Here is a 22219-nt window from a genome sequence, read left to right on the forward strand (position 1 = left end):
TGTGGTGCATGACCGCGCTCACGCCTCACCACGACGGCTCGCCCCTGCACGTGTCGGATCTCGCGCCGAGCCTCGGCGACGTGGTCACCGTGCGACTGCGGGTTCCGGTCGGGTACGCGCCGCTGACGGCGGTGCGCACCCGCTCGAACCCCGATCACGAGCCCGAGTGGACCGACGCCGTGCGCGTGGGCTCGGCAGCCGGCTGGGACTGGTGGGAGGCGCCGGTCACGGTGCGCAACCCCCGTCACGGGTATCGCTGGATGCTGCAGCACGCAGACGGCACGGTCGAGTGGCTGAACCAGACGGGCATCCACCGCATCGAGACGCTGGATGCCGAGGACTTCGCGCTCGTGGCGTACCCCGCGCCGCCGGCGTGGCTGTACGACGCGGTGATGTACCAGGTGTTCCCCGACCGGTTCGCCCGATCGGCCGCCGCCGATGAGCGGCCGACTCCGGAGTGGGCGATCCCCGCAGCCTGGGGCGACCCGGTGAACCCGGTGATGCCCGCGCGCTCGCAGCAGTTCTACGGCGGCGACCTCGACGGCATCGTCGACAGGCTCGACCACGTCGTGGGGCTCGGGGCGAACCTGCTCTACCTGACGCCGGTGTTCCCGGCCGAGTCGAACCACCGCTACGACGCGTCGAGCTTCGACCGGGTCGACCCGCTGCTGGGCGGCGACGAGGCGTACGTGCGTCTCATCGAGGCTGCCCACGCCCGCGGCATCCGGATCATCGGCGACCTCACGAGCAACCACTCCGGCGACAGTCACGAGTGGTTCCGCGCTGCGCACGGCACTCCCGGGGCCGACACCGCGCAGTACTACTGCTTCACCGACGACGGCAACACCGAGTACGTCTCGTGGCTCGGCTACCCGAGCCTGCCGAAGTTCGACTGGTCGTCGCCCGAGCTGCGCGAGCGGTTCGTGACCGGACCCGACTCGGTGGTCGCACGCTGGCTCAAGCCGCCGTTCGCCACCGACGGCTGGCGCATCGACGTCGCGAACATGATCGGACGCCTCGGCGACGTCGACCTGAACGAAGAGGTGCGGCGGCTGCTGCGCCAGACGATGATCGAGATCAACCCCGACACGATCCTGCTGGGCGAGTCCACCAACGACGCGGCGAGCGACCTGCAGGGCGACGGCTGGCACGGGGCGATGACCTACCCGTCGTTCACCCGACCGGTGTGGGGCTGGCTGTCCGAGCCGACGGGTGAGCCGTATCTCACCGCAGACGGCGAGGAGGAGACCGAGGCCTGGTTCTTCGGGCAGCCGGTCGGCGGCATCCCCCGGTACACCGGGTGCGACTTCGCGGCGGCGGTCACGCGGTTCACCGGCGGCATCCCGTGGCGGGTGCGGCTGGGCAACATGCAGCCCCTCGACACGCACGACACCGGTCGGTTCGCCACCAATGCCGCACCCGGCACGATCCCCGTCGCGGTCGGTCTCGCGATGACGATGCCCGGCCTCCCCGTGGTGTTCGCCGGTGACGAGTTCGGCCTCACCGGCGCCGACGGCGAGTCGAGCCGCACCCCGATCCCGTGGGGGAGCGAGACGGATGCCGCGGTCGCGGAGCGCCTCGCCCTGTACCGCGACCTCATCGCGCTGCGTCGCGCGCACCCGGTGCTCGCGACCGGGGGCCTCCGCTGGGTGCACGTCGACGACGCCGCGGTGGCGTTCGTCCGCGAGAGCGCGGGGGAGTCGGCGCTCGTGCTCGCCGCCCGCGGCGACGTCGACGTCGAACTGCCCGCCGGTGCGGTGATCGGCGCCGCGGGCGCCGATGCCGTGTTCGGCGACGCCACCCTGGGTGTCGCCGACGACGGCGCTGTCGTGCTCTCGGCGGAGGGGCCGGCATTCGCGGTGTGGATGCTGCCGGGCGTCGATGCCCCGGAGGCCTGACGGGCGGGTCCCACCGCCGTGACGAGTTCTCCACAGGGGAGTGACGCCGGGTCACAGCATCCGGCACACTGAGTGCCATGTCACCGTTGACGACCATCGGGCTTCCCATCGCCCTCGGCATCATCATGTTCGGGCTGGGTCTCAGCCTCACGGTGGGCGACTTCGCCCGTGTGCTCAAGCAGCCGAAGGCGGTGGTCGTCGCCCTGCTCTGCCAGATCATCCTGCTGCCGGCGATCTGCTTCGGGCTGGTGCTCCTGTTCCAATTGCCGCCTGTGCTCGCGGTCGGCATGATGATGCTCGCCGCCTCGCCCGGCGGCACAACGGCGAATCTCTACAGCCACCTGTTCCGGGGCGACGTGGCCCTCAACATCTCGCTCACGGCGGTGAACTCGGTGATGGCCGTGTTCACGCTGCCGATCATCACCAACCTCGCGATCGTCTACTTCGACCCCTTCGACGACCAGCTGGGGCTCCAGTGGGCGAAGACGCTCGAGGTGTTCGCCATCGTGCTGCTCCCGGTCGCCGCCGGCATGCTGGTGCGCCGCTTCTGGCCCGCCTTCGCGAAGGGCATGGACAAGCCGGTGCGCATCGCCTCGGTAGTCATCCTGGTCGTCGTGATCGCGGGCTCCGTCGCGTCGAACTGGGGTCTCCTCGTCGAGAACTTCGCGCGACTCTCGGTGATCACGATCGTCTTCTGCGTGATCAGCCTCAGCGTCGGCTACCTCGTGCCGCGGCTGATCAAGGTCGGTCGGCGTCAGTCGATCGCGGCGTCGTTCGAGATCGGCATCCACAACGCCACCCTCGCCATCGTCATCGCCGTGTCGGTGCTCGGGTCGGACGAGCTCAGCCTGCCGGCCGCGGTGTACGGCGTGCTGATGTTCTTCATCGCGTTCGGATTCGGCTTCCTCATCCGGGAACGCGCGGGGGCGGATGCCGGCGAGATCGACGAGACGGATGCCGCCGAGGAGACCGCTCCGGCGTGACGATCGGCCCCGACCGGCCGCGCGGCTTCGTAGACTGGGCCGCGCGAGGAGGTGTCATGCGTCCGCTCACCGAGAATGAGGTTCGTTCATCGTTCGTGAACGCCTCGACCGACGACCTGCGACTGGTCGCACTGCCGGCTGATTTCCCGTTCGTCGACTGGGACCACCTGGACTTCTACGCGTGGTCCGACCCGCGCACCCGTGCCCGCGGCTACGTCATCGCCGAGGTCAGCGGTGCGCCCCGCGGCATCGTGCTGCGCCGCGCCGACGGCAGTTCCCGCGCACGCGCCGCGATGTGCAACCTCTGCCACACGATGCAGCCGGGCGATCAGGTCTCGCTCTTCACCGCGCGCAAAGCGGGAGACGCGGGCGCCCAGGGCGACAGCGTCGGCACATACATCTGCACCGACCTCTCCTGCCATGAGAACGTGCGGCTGGCGGCGCCGCTGGCGCCCAACGAGGTGCGCGCGAGCGTCGACATGCGCATCGACGGTACGACCCGGCGCACCCGGGCGTTCGTCGAGCGGGTGCTCGAGGGCGTCCACGAGACCAACGGAGGTGGCTGATGGGTCGAGTGGTGGTCGTGGGCGATGCCCTCATCGACGAGCTGCGGGACGACGGCGGCCGCCGCGAGTTCGTCGGCGGAGCCGCGCTCAACGTGGCGGTGGGGCTCAGCCGGCTCGGCGTCCCGTCGACGCTCGTGGCGATGGTGGGCGACGACGAGGACGGGGCACGCGTGCGGGCGTACCTCGCCGACTTCGGAGTCGAGCTGATCGCCACACCCTCGCCGCACGGCACCGCGCGGGCGACGAGCGTGCGCACGGGCGGCGGCGAGCCTACGTATGTGTTCAACGCGGCCTCGCAGCGCCGGCGCATCCGCTTCGGTGCGCGTGAGGCTGAGGCCTTCGCCGAGGCGCCGATCGTGGTCGTCAGCTGCATGGCCCTCGACGACGAGGAGCAGGTCGCCGAGTTCGAGGCGGCGCTCGCCGGGGCGCGGCTCGCGATCGACCCGAACCCGCGGACCGGGATGATGCACGACGCCGGGCGCTTCGCCGCGGCGTTCGAGCGGCTCGCGCGCCGGTCGGCGCTGGTCAAGGTGGGAGACGACGACGCCCGCCTGCTCTACCAGGACTCGATCGACGCGCTGCGTGAGCGCGTGGTCGGCTGGGGAGCGCTGGCGGTGCTCGCGATGGCGGGTGGCGCAGGAGCGAGCCTCGAGTCGGGCGATGTCGTCGTGAGGCGCCCGATCTCGCAGCTGCCCGGGCGCATCGTCGACACGATGGGTGCGGGCGATGCCGCGTTCGCCGCAGTGATCGCGGGTCTCATCGACGACGTGCCGCGGGGGAGTGCGGAGTGGGACGCGCTGCTCGGAGAGGCGATGGATGCCGCGGCTGCGACCTGTCGCTTCGAAGGCGCCCTGCTGCGGCTGCCGTCGGCTCTCGCCGACCTCGATCTCGACCGCATCGGCACGTGACGCGCGCGGGCGTCGAACTCGATTTCAGGCATCGGCAGACACCGAGTAGGATTGTGCATCGCGCCTCCGGTCGACTGGAAAAGCCGGGCGGGTGCGCATGGCGAGTTACCCAAGCGGCCAAAGGGATCTGACTGTAAATCAGACTGCTCAGCATTCGGGGGTTCGAATCCCTCACTCGCCACCGAACGACTGAAGGGCTCCGCGAAGCGGGGCCCTTCAGTCGTTTCATCGGACTGTGCGGGATTCGAACAGCGGCGCGTCGCGCCGCGTCGTTCGATGGGCCCACCGGCCGAGGCTCCGCGTCCCGCGCAGCGGGGCGTGGAGGAGCCGGGGGACCCTCACTCGCCACCGAACGACTGAAGGGCCCCGCGAAGCGGGGCCCTTCAGTCGTTTCTCGGGTAGCGGGGAATGGAGCGGGTGCGCACTGCGCCGCACGTGTCAGGATGGGCGTGCGGCGCGCCCGCGACAGAGAGGAACCCCATGACTTCCGATCCCGGCATCCCGGTCACCACCCGCGATGACGACGGTCCCTCGCCGCTGCTGCGCGCCGCCATCTGGGTCGCGATCGGCGCCCTCATCGCCGCCGCGCTCGTGTGCGTCGTGTGGGTGCTGCTCGGCTCGCAGAACGGCATCGTCGGGCGCGCGTTCCTGACGATCCTGCTCCTCGTCGGCTTCGCCGGAGTCGCGATCCTCGACGCGCACCTCGCCCCGCGCCGGCCCGCGTGGTTCGCGCTGGCGAGCATGGCGACGTGGATCGTCACGCTCCTCATCGGGTCGGTCATGATCTGGATGCCCGACCGCACGCCGTGGGGAGGGTCCGCCCGGTTCGTGCAGTTCCTCGTGATCGTGCTCATCCTGCAGCTCGCACTGCTCCACGTGCGGCTCTACATGAAGGCCTTCCAGCGGTACGTCACCGCTTTCACACAGACCGTGGTGGTCATCACCATCGGGCTCGTCGTCGCGTTGACGGCCCTGCTCGTCGTGCCGCTGATGCTGTCGGAGTGGGCGCGCTTCGCCGACATCTACTGGCGCATCGTGGTGGCCGTCGCGATCCTCGCTGCCGTCGGCACCGCCCTGATCCCGCTCGTGAACGTGCTGTTCGCGCCCCGACGGCCCAAGCGCGTCGCCGTGCCCGCGTACGGGGCGCACCCTCCGTACGGTGCTCAGCCGGCGATGTCGGCGTACGGCGCGGCGCCCGCGCTCGCCGCTCCGGTCCCGCCCGCCGCCGCCCCGGTCGCGCCCGCACCGCACCCGGGGATCTCGCCGATCGCCCCGCCGGTCGCTCAGGTGCCCGTCGCCGAGCACGAACTCCTTCCGTGGCCCTTCTTCGCCGACGGCCGCACCCCGCTGCCGATGCTCCCCGACGGGTCGCCCGACTGGGCTGCCTACTACACCGGCTACCCGTCGGAGGGGGCGCACGTGTTCGTGCCCGAGGCGGAGCAGGCTCCCGAGCCCCAGGTCGCCGAACGCGAGCTCGAGCCGGCGCCTGATGCGCAGCATCCGGTCGCCTCCGAACCCGCCTCGACGGCGGAGCCACCCCGCCCGGAGCAGTCCCCGACGCCCGATCTGCCGACGCCCGCAGGGTACGAGGGCTACCCGCCCCCACCGCCGCTGCCGCCTCGCTCGTAAGCGCGCAAGAGCGTGTCGGTCACATCGCAGCGAGCAGCTCCAGCGCGGCCATCGCGGCGCTGTGCCCGCCGAGTCCGCTGACGGCGCCGCCCCGACGCGAACTGGATCCGCACACCAGCACCCGCTCGTGCGCGGTGGCGACGCCCCATCGCGTGGCCGGGGTGTCGAGCGGCTCGTCGTCGCCTGCCCATGGCCACGAGAGGTCGCCGTGGAAGATGTTGCCGCCGACCATGCCGAGCGAGTCCTCGAGGTCGGCCGTGGTGCGCGCCTCGATGCACGCGCTTCCATCGGGCGCCTCGAAGATGCAGTCCTCGATCGGCTCGGCGAGCACCGAGTCGAGAGAGCGCTGAGCGGCGGCGAGGAGCGTTGCGCGCGCGGCATCCGGATCCTGTCCTGCGAGCAGCCGGTGCGGCAGCTGCAGGCCGAAGAGGGTGAGCGTGTGCGCGCCTGAGGCGCGCAGCGCGGGCCCGAGGATCGACGGGTCGCTCAGCGAGTGGCAGTAGATCTCGGCGGGAAGGGGATCGGGGATGCCGCCGCCCGACGCCGTGTCGTAGGCGGCGTCGAGCTGGCTCATCGTCTCGTTGATGTGGAAGGTGCCGGCGAAGGCGGCTTCGGGGCTCACCCGGTCGTCCCGGAGGCGGGGCAGTCGCCGCAGCAGCATGTTCACCTTCAGCTGCGCGCCCTCGGGCGCCAACCGCTCGTCGACCGGAGATCCCACTCCCGAACCCGCCGCGACGAGCCGGTCGAGCACGGCGCCGCCGACGCCGCTGAGGACGAGCCGTCCCGCGAGACGCTCGCCGTCGGCGGCGACGACCTCGCCGTCGGGTGAGATCGAGGTCACCTCCACGCCGGTGCGCAGCTCGGCACCCGCCGCACGCGCCGCGCGCTCGAGCGCCGCCGACACCTGTCCCATGCCGCCGATGGGCACGTCCCAGTCTCCGGTGCCGCCGCCGACCACGTGGTAGAGGAAGCAGCGGTTCTGACGCAGGTCGGACTCGTCCGACGCGGCGAAGGTGCCGATGAGTCCATCGGTGAGGACGATGCCGCGGGCGATGTCGGTCGAGAGGGATGCGCGCAGCATCGAGCAGAGCGGAGCCTCGACGATGTCGTGCCAGACACCGTCATCGCCGACGGCTCGCCGGATCGTGCCGGCCCGAGGGAGCGGGCCGGTCATCGTCGGGAACACGGCGGTCGCGAGCGGACCGAGGCGGTCGGTGAGCGCCGCGAATCTCTCCGCCTCGCGCGCGTCGTCGGTGACGCGCGCGAACGATTCGGCCGTCGCCTCGCGGTCGCTGGTGTCGATGAGGATGCCGCGACGAGGATCGGCGGGATCCGGCGTATACGACGAGTAGCGGCGACGATGCAGCCGGATGTCGAGACCGAGTTCATCGATGATCCGCCGCGGCAGCAGACTCACCAGGTAGGAGTAGCGCGAGAGACGGGCGTCGACACCGTCCCAGGGTCGCTCCGAGACGGCGGCGCCCCCGACGTGATCGAGGCGCTCCAGCAGCGTGACGGTGCGGCCCGCTCGCGCAAGATATGCCGCGGCGACGAGCGCGTTGTGGCCTCCGCCCACGATGACGACGTCGCGGATCGGGTCTCGGGTGCCGGCATCCATGCGACCACGGTACGGTGCACCACCTCGACGCGCATCGTGTTCATCTTCGCCCGATACCGTGGCGGCATGACCGACACCCCCGCGCACCTGCAGGCACTCGCGATCGACATCGCCCGCGAGGCGGGGGAACTCGCGCGGAGGCGGCGCTCCGAGGGCGTCTCCATCGCGGCGACCAAGTCGACGCTGGCCGACATCGTCACCGAGGCCGACCGTGAGGTCGAAAATCTGGTGCGCCGGAGGATCGCCGAGGAGCGCCCCGGAGACGGATTCCTCGGCGAGGAGTCGGGCGCCGAGCGCGGGACCACCGACATCACGTGGGTCGTCGACCCGATCGACGGCACCGTCAACTACGCCTACGGCATCCCCGCGTACGCGGTGAGCATCGCCGCGGTTTCGGGGGAGCCTGACCCCGCGCACTACACGGCGCAGGCCGCGGCGGTCTTCAACCCCGCCAGTGGTGAGCTGTTCCACGCCGCACGGGGAGAGGGCGCGCATCTCGACGGCGCGCGCCTGGCGGTCACCCCGGCACCGGACGTGTCGGGCGCGCTGGTGGCCACCGGGTTCGGCTACGACCCGTCGACGCACGCGGGAGACCTCGCCCGCGCGGGCCGGGTGCTGGCTTTCTCGCGAGACCTGCGGCGCATCGGCGCGGCATCCCTCGACCTCGCGTTCGTGGCAGCGGGGCGTCTCGACGGCTACTTCGAGCGAGGTCTGCACCCCTGGGACCACGCCGCCGGCGCGCTGCTCGTCACCGAGGCGGGGGGTCTGGTCGGAGGCGGGGGAGAGGGTGGCACGCCGTCGCGGGTGATGACTGTCGCAGCCGGTCCCGAGCTGTTTCCGCGGCTGCTCGAAGCGGCGCTCGCGGTCTGAGGGTTTCGGTTTTGTGAAGATTCCGCACGAATCGCCGCGGAACCCGAGCCGCACATGGCATTCCCAGACGCCCCGGGGTAGTGTTTACCCGATCGTTACCTTGGCCGCCCGAACGGCAAGGTGAGTACCTCGCCCGAACGACCGTACCGTTGCCCCCCGCGACACGACCGAGAGCTCCATTCCGCTTGTTCCCCGAAGCCCCTCAGGCTGCCGACGCGCCCACGCGTCGGTCGAGCCGCCCGATCCTCGCGCCCTTCGCGCAGGCGGACACGGCTTCGGTCTCGCGCGCGGAGATGCGGCGTCGCTCGACCGAGGGGTCGGCTGATCGTCCGGCGATCGTCTGGGGAAGCCCCAAGCAGACTTCGGATGCCGCGCCCGTGGTGACATCGACGGCTGCGGCATCGTCTGTTGCGGAGCCGACGGCACCGGTCACGGCGACCCCGGCTCCGGCCGCGATCGACCACCACGAGGTCACCGTCGCCGAGGCGATCGCCCCCGTAGCTCCGACCCCGCCGATCACGGCCACGCCCGCTTCGGTGGCTCCGGCCGCCGCATCCGCTCCCGAGGTGGGGAGCAGACGTGCTCGCCGCGTCGTCGCCCCGCTCGACGCCGAGCCGGTCACCGTCGCGATCCCCGAGATCGCCCCGGTGGCGCCGGTGGAGCCGCCGCGTGCCGAGCCTGCGTTCCTCGCCGAGATCCGGATGCCTTCCGCCGAGACGGCGACGGCGTTCGACTCCTCCGCGCCCTCCGCTCCGCATGTCGAGCCGGTCGCCACTCCGACCGCCGCGTTCGAACTGATCGAGCCGGTCGTCGACACGACCCCGGTCGCGTTCGAGCCCGCAGCGACGGAATCGACGACACTCGTCGAGACGACCCCCATCTCGACCGCATCGACCGACTCGATGGGCGCGGCGCCCAAGACTGCCGAGCACGCGGCTCCGACTGCCGACACGCACGAAGCGCACGCCCCGGTCATCGACGAGTTCGAGGCATCCGCCCGTCTCTTCTCCTTCACGAGTGAGACCCCCGTGCAGCAGGCCACCGCCGAGTCGGTCGACGGCGACGCCGCGGCTGGAGGCGACGAGGCGCCCGCTCGCGAGCGGACTCACACCGCACCTCGGCGGTCGCGGATGACCGGCGCATCGTTCAAGCGCGTCACCGCCGCGTCGTTCTCGATGGGCATCATGGGCGTGGTCGGACTGCTGACCGTGGGCATGACAACCCCGGTCACGGCTGTGGCCGCGGCATCCGGGATCGACCAGGCGGCAATGTCGGTCGTCGCCCCCGGTGACGTCGCACCTGAAGGCGACGAGATCCAGGCGTACGTCGCCCCCGCCACCGCCGAGAGCGACACGCTTCAGCGCAGCGAGAACTACGGCACGACCACGGCTGCCGAGATGGCGAGCGAGGCCGGCATCTCGAACTTCTCGAACCTGTTCGTCAACGACCCGACCGCTGCGATCCAGTGGCCGTTCGCGGTCGGCGTGTCGATGTCGTACGGCTTCGGCTGGCGTTCGGGTCGCATGCACGAGGGCATCGACTTCACGCCCGGCAACGGCGCCCCCATCCAGGCGATCGCCGACGGCACGGTGCGCGTCGCGTCCGAAGCGGGCGGCGCATACGGTGTGCACGTGATCATCGACCACGTCATCGACGGCCAGCTGATCTCGAGCCACTACGCGCACATGCAGTACGGCTCGCTCCAGGTGACCGCCGGTCAGAAGGTCACGGTGGGCACGATCCTCGGCCGCACGGGCAACACCGGCCGCTCGTACGGCGCCCACACCCACTTCGAGCTCCTCATGAACGGCACGACGGCCATCGACCCGATGCCGTGGCTGCGCGAGAACGCCGGGAGGGACGAGCTCGGTTAAAGAGAGCGCCTAAGCTCTGGTATTCTCTTCTAGTTGCCTTTTCGAAGGCAGCACGCCCCGATAGCTCAGTGGCAGAGCACTTCCATGGTAAGGAAGGGGTCGTCAGTTCAATCCTGACTCGGGGCTCGCAGCATCCGCTCGCGACAGTGGATGCGGTATGGCAGGGTAGCTCAGTTGGTGAGAGCGCACGACTCATAATCGTGAGGTCGCGGGTTCAAGCCCCGCTCCTGCTACTTCAATATATAGCCTGATCAGGCTTTCTTGTCCCATCTGAAGGGACAGAGATCTGATGTGTGTAGCACTTATTCACCGCCTTTCCACAGGTGTGGACCGATTCGCGGCGTTTCGGCTCCGAGGGTTCGAGTGCGCTCGGCTCGTCTGGGACGACCTGGCGCACCTGTCCGGCATGGACAGGGAACAGCTTTCCGCGCTCGGGTTGGAGCAGATGCTCACGACGAGCGAGCTCGCCGCTTACCTCGGTGTCAAGGTGCAGACGATCTACGACTTGCGTTCTGAGGGGCGTGGTCCGATCGCGATACCGGTCGGTGGAGGGCTACGATTCAGGGTCTCGGACGTGCGGGCCTGGCTCGATGGCCGGCGTGAGGGTGCGGCTGCCGCGGCCCGGGGTACTGAGTTCTGATGGCCGGGCGACCGCGCCTGCCGATCGGCACCTTCGGAGAGATCACCACTCGCGAGGTGGCACCTCGGCGGTTTCGGGCATCCGCACGATTGAGGGACTGGGACGGCCGGACCCGACAAGTGTCGGCGACCAGTGAGTCTGCCAGCGCGGCGCGCTCCGCCCTGAAGGCGCGCATCGCAGAACGCATGCGCGCTGGTGACACAAGCGGAGCCCTCACCGCGGACTCGCCCTTCGCTGACCTCGCGGACGCGTGGCTCGAAGACCTGCGCATGGATTCGGATAGATCCGATGGCACCAAGGAGGTCTACGAGCGCGAACTGCGGTCACTCGTGCAGCCGACATTCCAGCACTTCACGGTCCGCGAGGTGACCGTCGGTCGGATCGAGCGGTTCTTGAAGGAGCAACGTTCGCGGTCGTACGCCCGGGCGAAGCACTCCCGCACGATTCTCAGTATGGTCCTCGGGTTCGCCGTGCGACGCGAGATCATCGCTCGAAACCCTGTGAAGGAGACCTCGCGTCTCAAGAAGCCGAAGCAGGTGCCGAAGGCGCTCACGCCCGAACAGATCGAACTGATCCGCCGAGCTGCGGCTGAGTGGCGGACGGGACCCGGGGTACTCGGTCCTCGACCCGATGGTCAGGTTCGAGACATCATCGAGTTCATGCTCGGCACGGCAACCCGCATTGGGGAAGCGCTCGCGATCCGGAAGTGCGATGTCGACGTGACCTCGGAGATACCCACGGTAACTATCGCGGGCACGATCGTCGTTCGCAGAGACAGAGGTGTCGTTCGCCAAGGCTGGACGAAGACGGGTGAGTCGAGGCGAGTCGCGATACCGGCGTTCGTCGCCGAAGTGCTTCGACGTCGCCTTGTTCTGCTTGCGGGTCTTCCCGAAGATCACCTGGTCTTCTTCACGCGGAACGGGACGCCGCTCACACCGAACAACGTGCGTCGGACGTTCCGCGAGATGCTCGCATCAGTTGGTTTGGACGAGGCCGAGATCTCGCCGCACGCCTTCCGGCGCACGGGGGCGACCCTCCTCGCGAATCGGCTGGATATCGAGACAGCCGCCGAGGTGTTGGGCCACTCCACCCCGGCGACGACACGGGATCACTACGTCGAGCCGAGCCACGCGGTCGATGCCGTCTCAGCGCTCGTGCTCCAGCGGCTCGGACCGCTCGAAGCCCCAAGGCGACCCCGACTACATTGAGACTGCACTCCAGACCGGCGTGGCACGATGACGAGGATGCCGGCGCGGGTTTCGCTGGGGCATGGATGCCGAGCTTGCGTCACTTCGCTACTGGACGGTGCGCAGCCGCAACCTTGGCTGACCGCGCCTGACTCTCGTTACGAAAGATCCATCATGAACGCACCCGCCGGAGCGCCCGCCCTCTCGACAGATCCGGCGAGTCCGCTCCTGAGCGCGCCGATGATCGGGGTGACGGGCTCAGTCGAGTCATAAGTGCTCGCGACCACTCTTCGCTTATCGTCATCGCTGGTGACGCGGGCCGTGCTACGCGCGACAGCCCACGGAGTCTACGAGGTGCGCATCGATGGTGTCCCTGTCAGCGAGGCGGTACTAGCGCCGGGATGGTCCTCGTATCCGCACCGTTTGGCAGTGGAAGAAGTCGACATCACCTTGATGATCCGAGATGGGGCACTGGTCGAGGTCCTCGTGGGGAACGGATGGTGGCGCGGCGGTCTGGGCTTCGTCAAGATGGGAATCGACTACGGGTCGGAGGTGGGCTTCGCGGCCGAAATCCTCATCCAGTATGCCGACACCACCAGCGCGAACGTCGCGACGAGCATGGACTGGCGTGCTCACACATCCGCGGTCGGACAGAACAGCATCTATGACGGAGAGGTGATCGACGCGACACTGGCCGGACGCTGGCTCGAGGTGGTCGAGATCCCATTCGATTCGTCAGTTCTGGTGCCACAAGTGAAACCGCCCATCGTTAGGCATGAAGCATTGCGGCCGGTTTCCATCTCGTCTTCCTCGACCGGTTCGCCCGTGATCGACTTCGGCCAGAACCTCGTCGGCTGGGTTCGGCTGCGCGCTCGGGGTGAACCTGGCACTCGTGTGACGGTCCGCCATGCCGAGGTATTGGAGGGGCGAACTCGCGACGCGACCGCTGCGAGAGGCGAAGGCCACCGATACGTTCGTGCTCACAGGTGGGGATGACGTCTTCGAGCCCACGCTCACATTCCATGGGTTTCGCTTCGCGGAGGTCAGCGGGTACCCGGGCGAGCTCACCGAAGATGACATCGAGGCGGTGGTCGTTCATTCGAGGATGACGCGGACGGGATACTTCGAGTGCTCTGACCCACGAGTCGACCGACTCGTCGAGAACGCAGTCTGGGGGCAGCGAGGCAACTTCCTCGACGTGCCGACTGACTGCCCTCAGCGAGACGAACGGCTCGGGCGGACCGGTGACCTCGCTGTTTTCGCCTCAACCGCAACCTTTCAGTTCGATTGCGCCGACTTCCTGCATGGCTGGCTTCTGGACCTCGAGGCCGATACGCGAGCGAATGGCTACGTGCCACTCGTGGTGCCGGACCTGTTCTCTCTGGCATCACCGGAAGCATTCGCGCCGTTTGCGCACACACTCAGTCCGACCGCCATCTGGGGTGATGCGGCGATCTGGGTGCCTGAGGCACTGTGGTGGGCGTACGGAGATGTCGAGCGGCTGGCCATGCACTACCCGGCGATGGTGATGCATCTCGAGTCGATCATCCCGTTGCTTTCCGTGAACGGGCTCTGGGACCAGGGTTTCCAGCTCGGAGACTGGCTGGATCCGACGGCGCCGCCGGAAAAGCCGCGGGAAGGTAAGCGAGTCCGGCGGTCATCGCGACGGCCAGTCTCTACCGCAGCGCCGACTTCGCCGCGCGCGCCGCCGAAGTCCTCGGTAACCGCGCCGACTCGCAACGATGGCGCCGACTCGCGGATCAGACGCGGGCGGCGTTCCGCCGCGCATATGTGCGCCACGACGGGCGGATCGTGTCCGACGCGCAGGCTGTCTATGCCCTCGCGATCCACTTCGGACTCCTCGAGCCGGATGAGCGAGCGTACGCCGGCGATCGTCTCGAGTATTTGGTGAGAGAAGGCGGATTCCGTTCGGGAACCGGGTTCGCCGGTACGCCGTTCGTCGTGTGGGCGTTGTGGGAGACAGGGCACGCCGATAGCGCATTCGCGTTGCTGCTTCAGAACGAGAACCCGTCGTGGCTGTATGCGGTGGAATTAGGCGCCACGACGATTTGGGAGCGGTGGGATTCCCTGTTGCCGGATGGAAGCGTCAATCCGGGTGACATGACGAGCTTCAACCACTACGCGCTGGGCGCGGTCGTCGACTGGCTCTACAAAGTGGTTGCCGGGATCCGGCCCGCCGAGCCGGGCTATTCGCGCGTCACCCTGCAGCCCACGCCCGGTCCAGGCCTCGAGTGGGCCCGTGGGGCGATCGACTCCCGGCGCGGGCGAATCGAGTCCGCCTGGCGACGCGAGGGTGATTCGATCGTCTTCGAGTGCGTCATTCCCGGTGGTGTCGAAGCGGATGTGCTCCTTCCCGATGGGCAGAAGGTGGTCGTCGGGTCTGGACAGCACCGATTCGTCATCGCCGCATGATCGCGCGTCAGAGCAATGGACCCTTACCGCTTCGTGTCGAGATGTCGGTCGAGCCGTCGCGGAAGTCTTGTGCTGGGCGACTGTCATGCCGGCTGGAGGCGGGGTGACGCTCGCGTATATGCCGCAGCGGGCGCGTACTCGCTGGGAGTGCGCGCCCGCTGGACAGCAGGCCGAATTCGTCAGTCGTCGCTGAGGTCCTTCGTGAAGGGGGCGCCGGATTCGGCTCGGATGGTGCGCACTGCTTCCGTGCCGCCCAACTCGTCCGAAGGAGCGGATGCGTCGCCGGCGGCCGTCGCGGCAGTGGCGCGGCGTTCGAGCACCTCGACGCTGATCTCCTTGATCCGGCCTTCCAAGCGGTCGTAGCCGAGCGCGACCAGTCCGGTGGTGAAGGCCAGGATGCCGGGGATCCAGCTGTTGACGGCGACGATGCCGGCGATGGCGGCGGGCCCCTGCGTGTCGAGGCTGCCGTCGTACCCCGACAGCGAGAGCACCGCGCCGGCTATACCCACGGCGAGCGCGCCACCGACGGTGGTCGCGAAGGTGAACACAGCGCCGCCGACGCTCTCGAGGCGGCGCAGGCCCTTCCACTCGTTGTAGGTCGAGTTGTCGAGCACGAGGATCGGGGCGAGGAACGCGACCGGCAGCGCGGACATCGCCGTCATCAGGCCCGCGACGATGATGAGCGCGAGGTTCGAGCCTGCGACCGACATCAGCATGAACCCGGCGGTGCCGATGAAACAGCCGAATGCGATGAGCCGTGAGATTGAGAATCGGCGGACCAGCGCGGGCAGGGCGATCATGATCGGGATGATGACGATGCCCGAAACGGATGCGACGCCCATCAGAGAGATGTCGCCGACGATGTAGCGGAAGTAGTACGTCCCGGCGGCGATGCCGCCGTAGATTCCGCTGAGAGCAGCGAGTCCCGACAGCACCCAGATGTACGGGTTGTGGCGCAGCACCTGGAAGATGTCCTTGAACTTCACGGCGGTCTCGGTGACGACGGCGGCCTTGGGGTCTTCGCGGAACAGCCAGAAGCGCACCAGACCGAGGAGGGTCGCGGGGATGGCGATACTGATGGCGACCAGCGACCAGGCGGCCGGGTCCTTGCCGGCCTGACCGATGGCGATGGGCATCGCGATCGTGATGCAGATCGAGACGACGACGACCACGATCGCGCCCTTCGCGCCCATGTCTGTGTAGTGCTCGCGGCGGGGGAACACGCGCGAGGTGAACAGCGGGCTGTTGGCGCCGAAGAGGGGCATGAACAGCGCGGTGAGCAGCAGGTACGAGGTGAAGATCCAGACGTACTTCGCGACGTCGCCGAGCGCGCCCGGGGCAGAGAACATGAACGCTGTCAATGCCCAGCACGCGATGACGGTGAGGTCGAAGGGGCGAGCCTTGCCCCAGCGCGTCTCGGGAGCACGGTCGACCAGGTAGCCCGCGAGTAGTGCGCCTATGGCGTCGATCACTTTCACGGCGACGAGCAGCCCGCCGACGACCGCGATGTTGAGGTGGAGCGTGTCGGTCGCGTAGATCGTGAAGAAGCTGGTCATGGAGACGAGCGCGCTCATCGACATGGTCGGGGTAGACCACGGGATGGCCTTCCAGATAGAGACACGGTCCTGCTTCTTCAGGGCGCGCTCCGCCTCACGCTCTTCTGCGGTCGGCCTCGTCTGGGGGGGTGCTTCAGGTGACGCCATCGTCCATCCTTCGGTGTGACCCGCGTCATCGCGGGAATGTGTCGAAACGGTACACCGTTCGGTAAGCGCGGCCAAGCGCCACTGCATTATCGTTAGATAAGTTCTTCCAGTATCGCTCGAGAGGGTCGGCGGACCCGCACGGGTGGGCTTCGATCGCCCCGATCGCCGCGCGGCCGAAGCGGGGCGATCGAGTCACCCGGCCGCAGTGAGGAGATGCCCGATGACGAGTGTTGACGACGCGGGAGCGAGCAGCGCTTCGCCGACGGACGCTGCGCTCGAGCAGCGAGCCGCGGCGGCTGCGGCGCTCGGTGCGGCCCGTGAGCCCCAGTACGACCAGCCTGTGATCGACTCCGAGACCGACGTGATCGAGCCTGTGCTGCTTCGTCGTGTCGAAGGGCATTTCGAGGGGACGGACGTGAGGTTCGTCATCAGCCTTCCGCCCAGGGAGGCATGGGAGGGCAGATTCTTCCAGTACCTGTACCCGTTGCAGACCGAGGAGGCGCTCGCACCCGACATTGCCTTCGGAGCCTCAAGTGGTGGCTACACCGTGCAGGCGACCGGACGATCGGGCATCCGCCACGAAGCTGCTGCGGCAGAGTTCTCGCGCCGCGTGGCTGCGGACTACTACGGCGTCGAGCCCCAATCGATCGCGGGCTATATCTACGGCGGCAGTGGCGGATCGATGCAGGTGATCGGGGCGATGGAGGGCGCTGCCGGCGTCTGGCAGGGGGCTGTTCCGTTCGTCATGGCTCTGCCGGTGAGCGTTCCCAACAACATTCTGGCGGGCGTGTTCGGGGGACTCGTCTTCGGTGATCGGCTGGAGGCCCTCAGGGATGCCGTCCGGCCAGGGGCTGATCGTGCGCCCGAGGCGGTCCTCGAGGCCTGGCAGAGTGAGGTCTTCGACGAACTGACGGCTTTCGGCATCCCTCCTCGTTCCTGGGAGGGTTTCGAGCCGATGTCGGGCCTCGGGCTGTTCCACGCGCTCGGCGGCGCAGTCAAAGCGATCGACGCCGACCATGTGGTGGACTTCTGGACGACGCCCGGATACCTCGGTGTCGAGGATTCGCCGCTGGGGGATCTGTTTCGGCGTCTCCGCGTCCACGTGCGCGTCCAGGTGGCGGACGTCGTGCGCGACGAGTCCGGCGCGGTCGCGGCGGTGATGCTCGAAGACATTCCGAGCCGACTCGGGGCGACCGCGTTCGACCTGTCGCTGATCGCAGGCGATGAGGTCGACTCGACGCTGCTCGTCGGCGGAATGCTCCGGGGCGATCGCGTCGTGCTCCCCGTCCCGGTCGACGGTGCACGGTGGCCGCAGGGTCCGCTGCAGGTCGAGATCGACAACAGTTGGTTCCTGGCACTCAGCGCGTACTACCGATACCAGGTTCCCTCCGATCCGACCTATCTCGGTTGGACTGCCTACCGTGACGACCTCGGCGAGCCTCAGGGGCCGCAGCGGCCGATCGAGGTCGGTCCGATGTTCGCCGCAGGAACGACCGGGGGAGCCGAATACTCGGGCGCCTTCGCCGGGAAGATCATCCTGGTGCAGAATCTCGTCGACGGCGGGGCTCTTCCCTGGCACGCCGAGTGGTATCGGCGCCGTGCCGAGCAGAGCGGCCGCGCCGACGACCTGCGCATCTGGTTCACCGACAACGCCGAGCACCTGAACGGGCCGAGGGTCGAAGCCGAGCTCAAGAGGATCGTCCACTACGACCCCATGTACTACCAGGCGCTGCGGGATGTCGTGGATTGGGTCGAGCGAGGGATCGAGCCGCCTGAGACGAGTTCGTACATCTACGCCGACGGCCAGGTGACGCTGCCGGACACGGCGGCGGATCGCCTCGGGATCCAGCCGTACGTCGCCCTGTCGGCGAGCGGCAGATCGCTCGCAGTCGGCGATTCGGTCGTCCTGTCTACTGTGGCGGCCGTCGCGCCGGGCGGCGGGGAGATCGTGCGGGCGCAGTGGAACGTCGACGGATCGAGCGAGTGGCTCGATGCCCCTGGATTCGCTCAGAGCGCCGCCACCCGGTTCGATCTGGAGTGGACCTTCGATGCGCCTGGCACGTACTTCCCAGTGGTGCGGATCGCGTCCCATCGCACCGGGGACGCGAACGACCCGTTCGGCGCCATTCCGAACCTTGCCCGGGTGCGCATAGACGTGACCGATCGAGAGCGCTGAGCGCCCTCAGTGGGCAGGAGAGGCGCGCGCTCGAGGATCAGCTTCGGCGGGCGCGGCTCTCGCTTCGGAGTGCGGCGCACCGCGTTGCGTCGACAGTCGAGCAGGGTGCTGCTTCGAAAATTGTACCTAGCGATCACTCAGTAGAACGTTATGCTGGCGAAACCGGGCGGCGTCCCCATGTCGCCTCACGTCCCCAAGGAGAGCAATGACGTTCCGTTGGAAGTACATGAAGACGCCGCACTCGAATAGCCGCCCGACGACGTCGTCCGCGGCACCCCTCCCGCCGCGCGCTGCGAACTCCGTGGGCCTGCTGGCTGTTCCCGCGGTCATTCTCGCGCTGCTTGTTCCCGGCGCGCCGGCAGTCGCCGCAAGCGACGGCGTCACGGATCGGGCTGACGGCGTGCACTGGATCGACGCCGCTGCGACCGCCCCAGATGACTACCAGCTCATCACTGGGTTCGAGGTGTCATACGAGCTCGTCGCGGCAGGGTCGATCGGCGGCAGTTTCCCGCTGAATGCGGTCACCTTCTCGTCGGGTGCGCACGAGGCCGGCGACTTCGCCATGGACTATTCGGGCGCATTCCCGCAGTACGCCGGGACGGCCCCTGAACTTCTCACCCATGCCACCGGGGAGAACGCCTATCTCGGCGAGATCTTCTTCGCCAAGGGGCGCAACGCAGGCGCGCTCGCCGTCGGCGAGGTGACGACGGCTACGTATGAGGGTGACAAAGCGCTCTTCTCCGAAGCCGACAGCGTGCTTTCGGTGTTCGGGCACTTCGGCACCGGCGTGGAGATCATCGACGTCGAATGGGTCTATGGGGAGATCACCCCTGGCGAGGATCCGACGTGGGAGCCGGTTCCGAGTACGGACTTCAGGGACATCGCAACCGTCGACGACCCCAATCCCTTCAACTACATCGACATCACCGTGCCGGATGCTGAAGGTACCTATCCCGTCGTCTTCTGGATCCACGGAGGCGGCTGGCAGTACTTCGACAAGTCTGCGGTGATCATCGCCGACACCAAGGAGTACCTCCTTTCACGTGGCTACGCGTTCGTCAGTGCCGACTACACGCTCAGCCGCACCGAGGGCGATACGATCGTCGGCGGCTATCCGCAGATGATCGAGGATCTCAAAGCCGCCGTCCGGTTCCTGCGTGCACACGGGGATGAGTACCGCCTCGACACGAGTTTCATCGGGGCGATGGGGGAGTCCGCGGGAGGTCATCTGGCCATGCTCCTCGGCACGACGAACGGCAGTGCTGCGCACGAGGACCTTTCGATGGGCAACGCGGACTTCTCCAGCGACGTCGAGGCGATGGTGTCCTACTTCGGGCCGTCGGACCTGGTCGACAACATCATGGGGTTGGCCGTGACAGGCACGGCGGGCACGACGGAGATGCAGACGCTCGGAAGCCCGTACCACCAGTTGACGGCTGACGACGTTCCGCTGTTCCTCACTCACGGAGAGAACGACGCGACCGTCCCCGTATGGCACAGCAAGGTGATGGACGAGAAGGCGGTGGCGGTGCTCGGGGACGAGAACGTCACGTCGGTGTATTTCGAGAACGCTCCTCACGGCAGTCGTGCGGCATTCGACATCCCCCTGCTCATGACCGCGGTCGGCGACTTCCTCGACGACGCGCGTGAGAAAGCGGCGCGGCCGCCGTACGAACCGTCGGCGACATACGGAGAGGGCGACCTCGTGACCTACGAGGGAAAGGTGTTCCAGGCGCAGTGGTGGGTCAGCGGGCAGACGCCGGGGGCATCACCCTACGGCGCGTGGGCCGAGATCGGCGAGGCGATCGAGACCTCCGATGGCACCGTCCTGGCCTGGACGAACTCGTGGATCTACACCGGAGGGGAGATCGTCGTTCACGACGATCGGCGCTGGAAGGCCAAGTGGTGGACGCGCAACCAAGAGCCCGGTGACCCCAGGGGCCCCTGGGAGGACCTGGGCGGTATCGGCTAGGCGCGAAACCGCGCGTCGTCGACGCGCGGTTCGACAGCGGCTGCGGCATCCTCAACCGGGTGCCGCAGCCGCTGTCGTCACCGGAGAAAGATCTACTTAGCGATCGGTCAATAAGTGCTACTCTCATCGCACGGGCGATCAACGACGATGTCGCCGACAAGGAGGACAAGGATGTTCCGTAGGAGAATCGCCGCGACAGCCGCTTTCGCGGCCACCGCGGCCCTGGTGTTGACGGGGTGCAGCGGCGGAGAGCCCGCAACGGACTCAGAGGACGGCGCGCGCGGCGAGCGGCTCACCCTCATCTCCATCTCGTCACCCACGAGCTTCGACATCGGCGCGGGTGCGGAGTGGGGGACGCGCAGCGCGTATTTCGAGGCGGTGTACGACACGCTTCTTCGCCAGAACGCCCAGGGCGAGATCGAGCCGGCGCTGGCGACCGAGTGGGAGTACAACGACGACAACACGGTGCTGACCCTCACCCTGCGCGATGACGCCACCTTCACGGACGGCGCACCGGTCGACGCCGCTGCCGTCGTCGCGAGTCTCGAGCGCCTCCGTGACGGCACCTCGCAGGTCGCGGGGACGATGATCGGCCAGGAATATGCCGCCGTCGACGACACCACTGTCACTGTCACCCTGCCGGCCCCGAACCCCGCCCTGCTCACGCAGCTCGCGATCGCCGGCGGACTGATCGCGTCGCCCGACTCCTTCGACGACCCCGACGTCGCCACGAGCCCCGTCGGATCCGGACCCTACATTCTCGACACCGACGCCACTGTCACGGGCACCACATACGTCTTCGAGGCGAACCCCGACTACTGGGACCAGGACGCGATCAAGTACGACGCTCTGACGATCAATGTGATGCAGGAAGCAACCGCGATCCTCAACGCGATCCTCGCAGGGGAGGCCGACGGCGCCCCCATCGACAACAACACGCTCGCCGAAGTCGAGGGAGCGGGCTGGTCGTACGAGTCGACCGAGCTGGACTTCCAGGGCATGATGATCCTCGACAGGGACGGCGAGATGGCGCCGCAGTTCGCCGATCCGAAGGTCCGTCAGGCGATCAACATGGCCTTCGATCGCGAGGCACTCCTCGAGGCGATGCAAGACGGCCACGGGACTGTGACCGAGCAGGTGTTCCAGCCCGGGTGGGACGCATTCGACGAATCCCTGGATTCCACCTTCGAGTACGACCCCGAAGGGGCGAAGGCGCTGCTGGCCGAGGCGGGGTACCCGGACGGATTCGCCGTGACGATGCCGTCGATCGCGACATTCCAGACGACCCTGGACCTCGTCGCGCAGCAGCTCGCCGACATCGGCATCGACGTCACCTACGAGGACCCCGGGACCGGTCAGTTCCTGACGTCGATCCTCACGCCGAAGTACCCGATGACGTGGATGTCGCTCGCACAGTCTCCCGACTGGAACACCGCGACGATCCTGCTCGCCCCGAACGCCGTGTTCAATCCGTTCAAGACGCAGCGCGATGAGGTCGACGCGTACATCGATCAGATGCAGAACGGAACCGAGGACGAAGCAGCCGGCGCGGCCCACGGGCTCAACCAGTACATCGTCGACGAGGGATGGTTCGCACCGTTCTTCCGCGTGCAGGGAAGCTTCGGCGTCAGCGAGGACACCACGTTCGAGTACTGGCCCACCAACATGTTCCCGTCGCTGTTCAGCTTCGAACCGAAGAACTGAACTGCGGCTCCTCCGCCGCGGTCTCTCCGCGGCGGAGGAGCCCACCACACCTGGAGAG

General features: G+C 68.1%; 16 protein-coding genes, 3 tRNA genes and 2 pseudogenes. 19 read left to right on the plus strand and 2 right to left on the minus strand.

The window, feature by feature from the left end; all coding sequences use genetic code 11:
* The first annotated feature begins 8 nt into the window (after nt 1–8).
* From JOD63_RS01395 to JOD63_RS01420, 6 genes are all read left to right on the plus strand, one after another.
* Nucleotides 9–1898 carry an alpha-amylase family glycosyl hydrolase gene (locus JOD63_RS01395; RefSeq protein ID WP_045277140.1) on the plus strand — a complete coding sequence of 630 codons (1890 nt, stop codon included), beginning with the start codon at nt 9–11 and terminating at the stop codon, nt 1896–1898.
* Between the two features lie 77 nt (nt 1899–1975).
* The gene (locus JOD63_RS01400; protein ID WP_045277141.1) at nt 1976–2881 is read left to right on the plus strand and encodes a bile acid:sodium symporter family protein; all 906 of its coding nucleotides are present in this window, start codon (nt 1976–1978) and stop codon (nt 2879–2881) included.
* A 56-nt stretch (nt 2882–2937) separates the two neighbouring features.
* Nucleotides 2938–3447, plus strand: a complete 510-nt coding sequence (locus JOD63_RS01405; protein ID WP_045277390.1) for an FBP domain-containing protein — start codon at nt 2938–2940, stop codon at nt 3445–3447.
* The gene (locus JOD63_RS01410) at nt 3447–4355 is read left to right on the plus strand and encodes a PfkB family carbohydrate kinase (RefSeq protein WP_045277142.1); all 909 of its coding nucleotides are present in this window, start codon (nt 3447–3449) and stop codon (nt 4353–4355) included. Before JOD63_RS01405 ends, JOD63_RS01410 begins: the two co-directional genes overlap by 1 nt.
* A gap of 99 nt (nt 4356–4454) precedes the next feature.
* Nucleotides 4455–4536: transfer RNA gene (locus tag JOD63_RS01415), tRNA-Tyr, on the plus strand.
* 299 nt (nt 4537–4835) lie between these two features.
* Nucleotides 4836–5984, plus strand: coding sequence for a hypothetical protein (locus JOD63_RS01420; RefSeq protein WP_052682622.1), 1149 nt, complete (start codon nt 4836–4838; stop codon nt 5982–5984).
* Between the two features lie 19 nt (nt 5985–6003).
* Here JOD63_RS01420 and JOD63_RS01425 read toward each other — a convergent pair whose 3' ends face one another.
* Nucleotides 6004–7602 (minus strand): phytoene desaturase family protein, encoded by a 1599-nt coding sequence (locus JOD63_RS01425; protein WP_045277143.1) that lies wholly within the window; start codon nt 7600–7602, stop codon nt 6004–6006.
* 66 nt (nt 7603–7668) lie between these two features.
* Here JOD63_RS01425 and JOD63_RS01430 point away from each other — a divergent pair, with 66 nt between their 5' ends.
* The 10 genes and pseudogenes from JOD63_RS01430 (at nt 7669) to JOD63_RS18365 (ending at nt 14606) form a co-directional block, all read left to right on the plus strand.
* Nucleotides 7669–8472: an inositol monophosphatase family protein gene (locus JOD63_RS01430; protein ID WP_045277392.1), complete on the plus strand. Its 804-nt coding sequence runs from the start codon at nt 7669–7671 to the stop codon at nt 8470–8472.
* A gap of 377 nt (nt 8473–8849) precedes the next feature.
* A complete protein-coding gene (locus tag JOD63_RS18140; protein WP_245618065.1) occupies nt 8850–10346 on the plus strand; it encodes a M23 family metallopeptidase in 1497 nt (498 codons plus the stop codon).
* Nucleotides 10347–10400: 54 nt separating this feature from the next.
* Nucleotides 10401–10472, plus strand: a tRNA-Thr gene (locus JOD63_RS01440).
* A gap of 33 nt (nt 10473–10505) precedes the next feature.
* Nucleotides 10506–10579 (plus strand) — tRNA-Met (locus JOD63_RS01445).
* A 212-nt stretch (nt 10580–10791) separates the two neighbouring features.
* Complete coding sequence (locus JOD63_RS01450) at nt 10792–10986, plus strand: helix-turn-helix transcriptional regulator (RefSeq protein ID WP_211088163.1); 195 nt, start codon at nt 10792–10794, stop codon at nt 10984–10986.
* Between the two features lie 185 nt (nt 10987–11171).
* Nucleotides 11172–12194, plus strand: a complete 1023-nt coding sequence (locus JOD63_RS01455) for a tyrosine-type recombinase/integrase (protein ID WP_169748421.1) — start codon at nt 11172–11174, stop codon at nt 12192–12194.
* A gap of 300 nt (nt 12195–12494) precedes the next feature.
* The gene (locus JOD63_RS01460; RefSeq protein WP_271180708.1) at nt 12495–13169 is read left to right on the plus strand and encodes a family 78 glycoside hydrolase catalytic domain; all 675 of its coding nucleotides are present in this window, start codon (nt 12495–12497) and stop codon (nt 13167–13169) included.
* A pseudogene (locus JOD63_RS18320) lies at nt 13081–13755 on the plus strand (family 78 glycoside hydrolase catalytic domain); the annotation flags it as partial. The gene JOD63_RS01460 and the pseudogene JOD63_RS18320, both read left to right, overlap by 89 nt.
* An 83-nt stretch (nt 13756–13838) precedes the next feature.
* Nucleotides 13839–14342 (plus strand): annotated as a pseudogene (locus JOD63_RS18360) (alpha-L-rhamnosidase-related protein); the annotation flags it as partial.
* Nucleotides 14343–14348: 6 nt separating this feature from the next.
* Nucleotides 14349–14606, plus strand: a complete 258-nt coding sequence (locus JOD63_RS18365) for an alpha-L-rhamnosidase C-terminal domain-containing protein (RefSeq protein ID WP_456152480.1) — start codon at nt 14349–14351, stop codon at nt 14604–14606.
* 179 nt (nt 14607–14785) lie between these two features.
* Here the strand turns inward: JOD63_RS18365 and JOD63_RS01475 are convergent, their stop codons facing one another.
* Complete coding sequence (locus JOD63_RS01475) at nt 14786–16309, minus strand: MFS transporter (RefSeq protein WP_169748423.1); 1524 nt, start codon at nt 16307–16309, stop codon at nt 14786–14788.
* 220 nt (nt 16310–16529) lie between these two features.
* Here JOD63_RS01475 and JOD63_RS01480 point away from each other — a divergent pair, with 220 nt between their 5' ends.
* The 3 genes from JOD63_RS01480 to JOD63_RS01490 all read left to right on the plus strand — a co-directional run bounded on the left by JOD63_RS01480 (nt 16530) and on the right by JOD63_RS01490 (nt 22161).
* A complete protein-coding gene (locus JOD63_RS01480) occupies nt 16530–18485 on the plus strand; it encodes a hypothetical protein (protein ID WP_052682629.1) in 1956 nt (651 codons plus the stop codon).
* A 226-nt stretch (nt 18486–18711) separates the two neighbouring features.
* The gene (locus JOD63_RS01485; protein ID WP_169748424.1) at nt 18712–20457 is read left to right on the plus strand and encodes a carbohydrate-binding protein; all 1746 of its coding nucleotides are present in this window, start codon (nt 18712–18714) and stop codon (nt 20455–20457) included.
* Between the two features lie 171 nt (nt 20458–20628).
* Nucleotides 20629–22161, plus strand: coding sequence for an ABC transporter substrate-binding protein (locus tag JOD63_RS01490; protein WP_045277147.1), 1533 nt, complete (start codon nt 20629–20631; stop codon nt 22159–22161).
* Nucleotides 22162–22219 lie beyond the last annotated feature (58 nt).

The sequence above is a fragment of the Microbacterium terrae genome, assembly GCF_017831975.1.
GTDB classification, from domain to species: Bacteria; Actinomycetota; Actinomycetes; order Actinomycetales; family Microbacteriaceae; genus Microbacterium; species Microbacterium terrae.

Coding starts and splice junctions, on each gene's coding strand:
- JOD63_RS01395 (WP_045277140.1), top strand. CDS start 9: ATGACCGCGCTCACGCCTCACCACGACGGCTCGCCCCTGCACGTGTCG.
- JOD63_RS01400 (WP_045277141.1), top strand. CDS start 1,976: ATGTCACCGTTGACGACCATCGGGCTTCCCATCGCCCTCGGCATCATC.
- JOD63_RS01405 (WP_045277390.1), top strand. CDS start 2,938: ATGCGTCCGCTCACCGAGAATGAGGTTCGTTCATCGTTCGTGAACGCC.
- JOD63_RS01410 (WP_045277142.1), top strand. CDS start 3,447: ATGGGTCGAGTGGTGGTCGTGGGCGATGCCCTCATCGACGAGCTGCGG.
- JOD63_RS01420 (WP_052682622.1), top strand. CDS start 4,836: ATGACTTCCGATCCCGGCATCCCGGTCACCACCCGCGATGACGACGGT.
- JOD63_RS01425 (WP_045277143.1), bottom strand. CDS start 7,602: ATGGATGCCGGCACCCGAGACCCGATCCGCGACGTCGTCATCGTGGGC.
- JOD63_RS01430 (WP_045277392.1), top strand. CDS start 7,669: ATGACCGACACCCCCGCGCACCTGCAGGCACTCGCGATCGACATCGCC.
- JOD63_RS01450 (WP_211088163.1), top strand. CDS start 10,792: ATGCTCACGACGAGCGAGCTCGCCGCTTACCTCGGTGTCAAGGTGCAG.
- JOD63_RS01455 (WP_169748421.1), top strand. CDS start 11,172: ATGCGCGCTGGTGACACAAGCGGAGCCCTCACCGCGGACTCGCCCTTC.
- JOD63_RS01475 (WP_169748423.1), bottom strand. CDS start 16,309: ATGGCGTCACCTGAAGCACCCCCCCAGACGAGGCCGACCGCAGAAGAG.
- JOD63_RS01480 (WP_052682629.1), top strand. CDS start 16,530: ATGACGAGTGTTGACGACGCGGGAGCGAGCAGCGCTTCGCCGACGGAC.
- JOD63_RS01485 (WP_169748424.1), top strand. CDS start 18,712: ATGAAGACGCCGCACTCGAATAGCCGCCCGACGACGTCGTCCGCGGCA.
- JOD63_RS01490 (WP_045277147.1), top strand. CDS start 20,629: ATGTTCCGTAGGAGAATCGCCGCGACAGCCGCTTTCGCGGCCACCGCG.